A 4,436-nucleotide genomic window follows, 5' to 3' on the forward strand; every position below is an offset into this window, starting at 1 on the left:
AGCATTGGAACCACCTGATCCCATCCCGAACTCAGTAGTGAAACGATGCATCGCCGATGGTAGTGTGGGGTTTCCCCATGTGAGAGTAGGTCATCGTCAAGATTCATTTCGCAAAACCCCTATCTGCACATGCAGGTAGGGGTTTTGTCTTTAAGTAGGAACTACAGAGATTCGCGGGTACGTCCTCGGGACGGACCGGCACACAGAATTTCTTGACGACCATAGAGCATTGGAACCACCTGATCCCATCCCGAACTCAGCAGTGAAACGATGCATCGCCGATGGTAGTGTGGGGTTTCCCCATGTGAGAGTAGGTCATCGTCAAGATTCAAACAAAAGCCCCTGTCTGCATTGCAGACAGGGGCTTTTTCTTTTCCGGGCTACAGTACCCTGACGTTTGCGCTAGCGGGCGAGTTGTTTGTCCAGGTAGTTTCTGATCACCCGCGATCCATTGTTCAGATGCTGCTCCAGCACCCTTACCGCCTCGTCGACCAATTTGTCAGCGGCAGCATCCACCAGGGCGTTATGGTCGTCCTGGGTCAGCTTGCCCAGCCCCATGGATGACAGGTGAAAGCGCAAGAAGCGTTCTTCCTCGTTCAGCTCGTTCTCGATCAGACGCAGCAGTTTCTGGTTGGATGCCTTGCCATAGAGCGCCATGTGGAAGAGCCGATTGAGACGGCCGATTTCCGCATGGCTGGTTTCGTTCTCCAGTTGCTGGATGTAACCACGCGCACTGGCGATGTCATCGGCATCCAGCAGCGGAATGGATTGGCGAAGCGCTTCGCTCTCCAGGAGCACGCGCAATGCATAGGTGTCGACTGCGTCTTCGCCAATCAAGGGGGCGACCACTGCACCCTTGTGCATTTCCACCTTCAGCAACGATTGCGCTTCCAGCTGGCGCAGCGCCTCGCGCACCGGCATGCGGCTGACACCGTACAAGTCGGCAACTTCCTGTTGGCGCACGGCGGTGCCAGGTGGCAGGCGGCCATCGAGAATGGCACTGCGCAGGCGTTCTTCAATAACGCTACGGGCCAGGTGTGCTGCCAGCTGTTCGCTGGCCAGCACGTTCTTGAGTTTGATTTTCTCGGCCAAGCGAAGTATGCCTCGACGACAAAAAAGTTGGATCCAATGACCCTAGTGACAGGTAGGGGGGCTTGTCAAACCTGCGCTGGCGAAGAAGCGAGCGGCCTGGGTTCACAGTTATGGTGGATGAGATATCCCGGCAAAGGAAGCGACACTTCCTTAGCATTAACTATAAAGTTCTATCTTGCCGACCATTGGCTACATGATTGCGCGGTGCCATTGTCTTTTACGTGGCCAGGCCGCACCATCGCTGCTCTGGACTGATCTGAACAGGGCTTCGCATTGGCGATATCCTGCATGCTCAAAACCCCTGTGCGCCGCGTCTGCCTTGCGCTACTGCTTGGCAGCCTGTTGCTGGGCGGGCTGCAGGCGGATTGGGACTTCACCGAGATCAGCCGCAAGTCCCAGGCCCTCTATGGCCCGCTAGGGCCAGGCAAAGCCCGCATCGATGCCTGGCAGAACCTCATGGTGACGCAGAACCAAGGCACCGAGCTGCAGCGCTTGCAGGTGGTCAACCTGTTCTTCAATCAGCAGCTGCGCTATGTCGAAGACATCGACCTGTGGCATGAAGTCGACTACTGGGCCACGCCAATCCAGGCCCTGATCAAGGGCGCCGGCGACTGCGAAGACTACGCTATTGCCAAGTACTTCAGCCTGCGCCGCATGGGCATCCCTGCCGAGAAGCTGCGCATCACCTATGTCAAAGCCCTTCGCCAGAACCGTGCGCACATGGTCCTGACCTATTATTCAACCCCACAGGCTCAGCCGCTGGTGCTCGACAGCCTGATGGACGCAATCAAACCGGCCAGCCAACGCACCGACCTGCTGCCGGTGTACGCCTTCAATGGCGAAGGCTTGTGGCTGACCGGCGCGGCAGGCAACAAGAAGGTCGGCGACACCAAGCGCCTGTCACGCTGGCAGGACTTGTTGAAGAAAATGCAGGCCGAAGGGTTCCCGGCCGAACCGGTCTATTGAAGGAGCGCAGATGTCACTGTTCAAACAACTGCTGTTGGCCATTTGTCTGTTCCTGGTTGTTGCCTTCAGCGGCAGCTTCATGGTCAGCCTGGAAAGCTCGCGCAGCCAGTACGTCAACCAGCTGCGCTCGCATGCCCAGGACGCAGCCACCGCATTGGCATTATCACTGACCGCTGAGATCGATGACCCGGCCATGGTCGAGCTGATGGTCAGCTCGATCTTCGACAGCGGCTACTATGCCAGCATCAAGGTCATCGACCTGGCCTCCAACGCCGTGCTGGTGGAGCGTCACGCCGAGCCGGACCCAGGTGGCGTGCCTGCCTGGTTCATCCACCTGATCGGACTGGAGGCGGCAGGTGGCGATGCAATCGTTAGCCGGGGCTGGCAACAGGCCGCGCGGGTCGAGGTGATCAGCCACCCCATGTTTGCCATTGGCAAGCTTTGGCGGAGTGCTCTGGGCAGCCTGGGCTGGCTACTGCTGTGCGGTGCCGCGAGCGCGGCGCTTGGTGCTTTGTTGCTGCGCCGGCAACTGCGCCCGCTGGACGCGATGGTTGAACAGTCACACGCCATTGCCCGGCGTGAGTTTCATACCCTCCCGGAGCCGCGCACGCCGGAGCTGCGCCGGGTAGTGCAGGCACTGAACCAGATGGTCGAAAAGCTCAAGGCGCTGTTCAGCGAGCAGGCTGAGCGCAGTGAGCGGCTACGCGCCGAGTCTTATCAGGACAGCCTGACCGGGTTGTCGAATCGGCGTTACTTCGAGATGCAGCTCAACGCCCGAGTCAGCAACATGGAGGAGGCCCGTGCCGGCTACCTGCTGTTGCTGCGTGTACAGGGGCTGGCTGGGCTCAACGCACGTCTTGGCGGACAGCGTACGGACCAGCTGCTGCAAGCGGTGGGTGAGCAGCTGAGGCGCACCTGTGCCACCTTCCCGGAGACCAACGACTTGATCTCCCGCAGCCGTGGGGGTGAATTCGCCGTCTTGGCGCCAGGTATGGTCCACGAAGACGCGGTGCGGCTCGCCCAGGCCCTTGAGGCGGCGCTGCAAAGCCTGCACGAAACCGGAGCCAGCGATATCTCCCCAGTCGCCTGCATTGGCCTGGCACCGTTCAGCCCGGGTGATGCGCCGCAGGCGCTGCTCAAGCTGGCCGACGAGGCCTTGGCACGTGCCGAGCATCAGCCGCTGCCGGGTTGGGTATGCCTGGAGCAAGGCGCCGCCGCTGTTGTGGGTGACACCCAGCACGATTGGCACAAGCGTCTGGACGAGGCGTTCGTCAAAAGCCGCTTCGAGTTGTTCTTCCAGCCGGTAGTCCAGACCAAAGCTCCTGAGCGGGTGCTCCATTACAAAGTCGTTTCGCGGCTACTCGACGAGCAGGGCGAAGCCTTGCCCGCTGGCCGCTTCCTGCCTTGGCTGGAGCGCTTTGGCTGGATGACGCGGCTGGACCTGCTGGTAGTGGAAAAGGTCCTTGCCCATCTGCGCAGCCACGGTCAGGTATTGGCCCTGAACCTGTCTGCCGCAACCCTGGCCGACCAGAAGGCCCTGCAACGCGTCTATGAGCTGCTGAGCCAGAATACGGCACTGGGTGCTCAGTTGATCTTCGAAATCGGCGAGGAGCAACTGCCGGAGCAGGCTGCACTGGAGCAGTTGACCCGGCGCCTGCGCGGGCTCGGTTTCGGCCTGGCGCTGCAGCGCTTTGGTGGCCGCTTCAGCATGATCGGCAACCTGGCGCATCTGGGCCTGGCGTATCTGAAGATCGATGGCAGCTACATTCGCAACATCGACCAGGAACAACACAAGCGGCTATTCATCGAAGCGATCCAGCGTGCGGCGCACAGCATCGACTTGCCACTGATCGCCGAGCGGGTCGAGACGGAAGGCGAGCGCCAGGTACTGCTGGACATGGGCATTGAAGGCATTCAGGGGCAGCTGTCTGGGGAGCCTGCGCCCTGGCGCTGATTTCAGATCAAGCCGCCTTCCTCTTCTTCTTCGATCAGGTTGTTCAAGCTGCCCAGTGCCTTGCGCGCCGTCGAGCGGTTGAGCAACTTGGCCTGAGCTCCGGCAGGCAGATCGGTGATGCTGATCACGCCCTTGGTGGTCAGCACCTCGATCAGGTCTTCGAGCACGCGAATCATGTCCAGGTCGCTTTGCTTGAGTTGCTTGAGGCTGTTCTCGACGACATCGTCGGCAAACCATTCCTGAATCTCCGCATGGTCGGCGGGCAGCACTTCCGTGTACTCGGCGTAGGGTGCGGCTTCGACCCGCGCCAACTGCCCCTCGCCGTCGCGTTGCACATAGAACATGGCGTCCATCCTCATCATGTTGAATCCTTGGGCTTGGCTCTGGCGCAGCATAGGCAACTTTGCCCTGCTGCGCCTGCCAG

General features: G+C 60.3%; 4 protein-coding genes and 2 rRNA genes. 4 read left to right on the plus strand and 2 right to left on the minus strand.

The features are described 5' to 3' along the window. Both rrf (L6D64_RS18740) and rrf (L6D64_RS18745) read left to right on the plus strand, forming a co-directional pair. Positions 1 to 102 (plus strand): 5S ribosomal RNA (rrf, locus tag L6D64_RS18740); the annotation flags it as partial. 109 nt (positions 103 to 211) lie between these two features. Continuing rightward, positions 212 to 327 (plus strand): 5S ribosomal RNA (rrf, locus tag L6D64_RS18745). Between the two features lie 75 nt (positions 328 to 402). Here the strand turns inward: rrf (L6D64_RS18745) and L6D64_RS18750 are convergent. Beyond that, positions 403 to 1,092, minus strand: coding sequence for a GntR family transcriptional regulator (locus L6D64_RS18750; protein ID WP_176509963.1), 690 nt, complete (start codon positions 1,090 to 1,092; stop codon positions 403 to 405). Between the two features lie 288 nt (positions 1,093 to 1,380). On the opposite strand from L6D64_RS18750, the gene lapG reads away from it, so the two are divergent. Both lapG and lapD read left to right on the plus strand, forming a co-directional pair. Next, positions 1,381 to 2,058: a cysteine protease LapG gene (gene lapG / locus L6D64_RS18755; RefSeq protein WP_371870334.1), complete on the plus strand. Its 678-nt coding sequence runs from the start codon at positions 1,381 to 1,383 to the stop codon at positions 2,056 to 2,058. Between the two features lie 10 nt (positions 2,059 to 2,068). Continuing rightward, complete coding sequence (lapD, locus tag L6D64_RS18760) at positions 2,069 to 4,012, plus strand: cyclic di-GMP receptor LapD (RefSeq protein ID WP_176509965.1); 1,944 nt, start codon at positions 2,069 to 2,071, stop codon at positions 4,010 to 4,012. 2 nt (positions 4,013 to 4,014) lie between these two features. Here the strand turns inward: lapD and L6D64_RS18765 are convergent, their stop codons facing one another. After that, positions 4,015 to 4,356 carry a tryptophan synthase subunit beta gene (locus L6D64_RS18765; RefSeq protein ID WP_176509967.1) on the minus strand — a complete coding sequence of 114 codons (342 nt, stop codon included), beginning with the start codon at positions 4,354 to 4,356 and terminating at the stop codon, positions 4,015 to 4,017. Positions 4,357 to 4,436 lie beyond the last annotated feature (80 nt).

It is taken from the genome of Pseudomonas urethralis, assembly GCF_021602465.1.
Lineage (GTDB): Bacteria > Pseudomonadota > Gammaproteobacteria > Pseudomonadales > Pseudomonadaceae > Aquipseudomonas > Aquipseudomonas vlassakiae.

Coding starts and splice junctions, on each gene's coding strand:
- L6D64_RS18765 (WP_176509967.1), bottom strand. CDS start 4,356: ATGTTCTATGTGCAACGCGACGGCGAGGGGCAGTTGGCGCGGGTCGAA.
- lapG (WP_371870334.1), top strand. CDS start 1,381: ATGCTCAAAACCCCTGTGCGCCGCGTCTGCCTTGCGCTACTGCTTGGC.
- lapD (WP_176509965.1), top strand. CDS start 2,069: ATGTCACTGTTCAAACAACTGCTGTTGGCCATTTGTCTGTTCCTGGTT.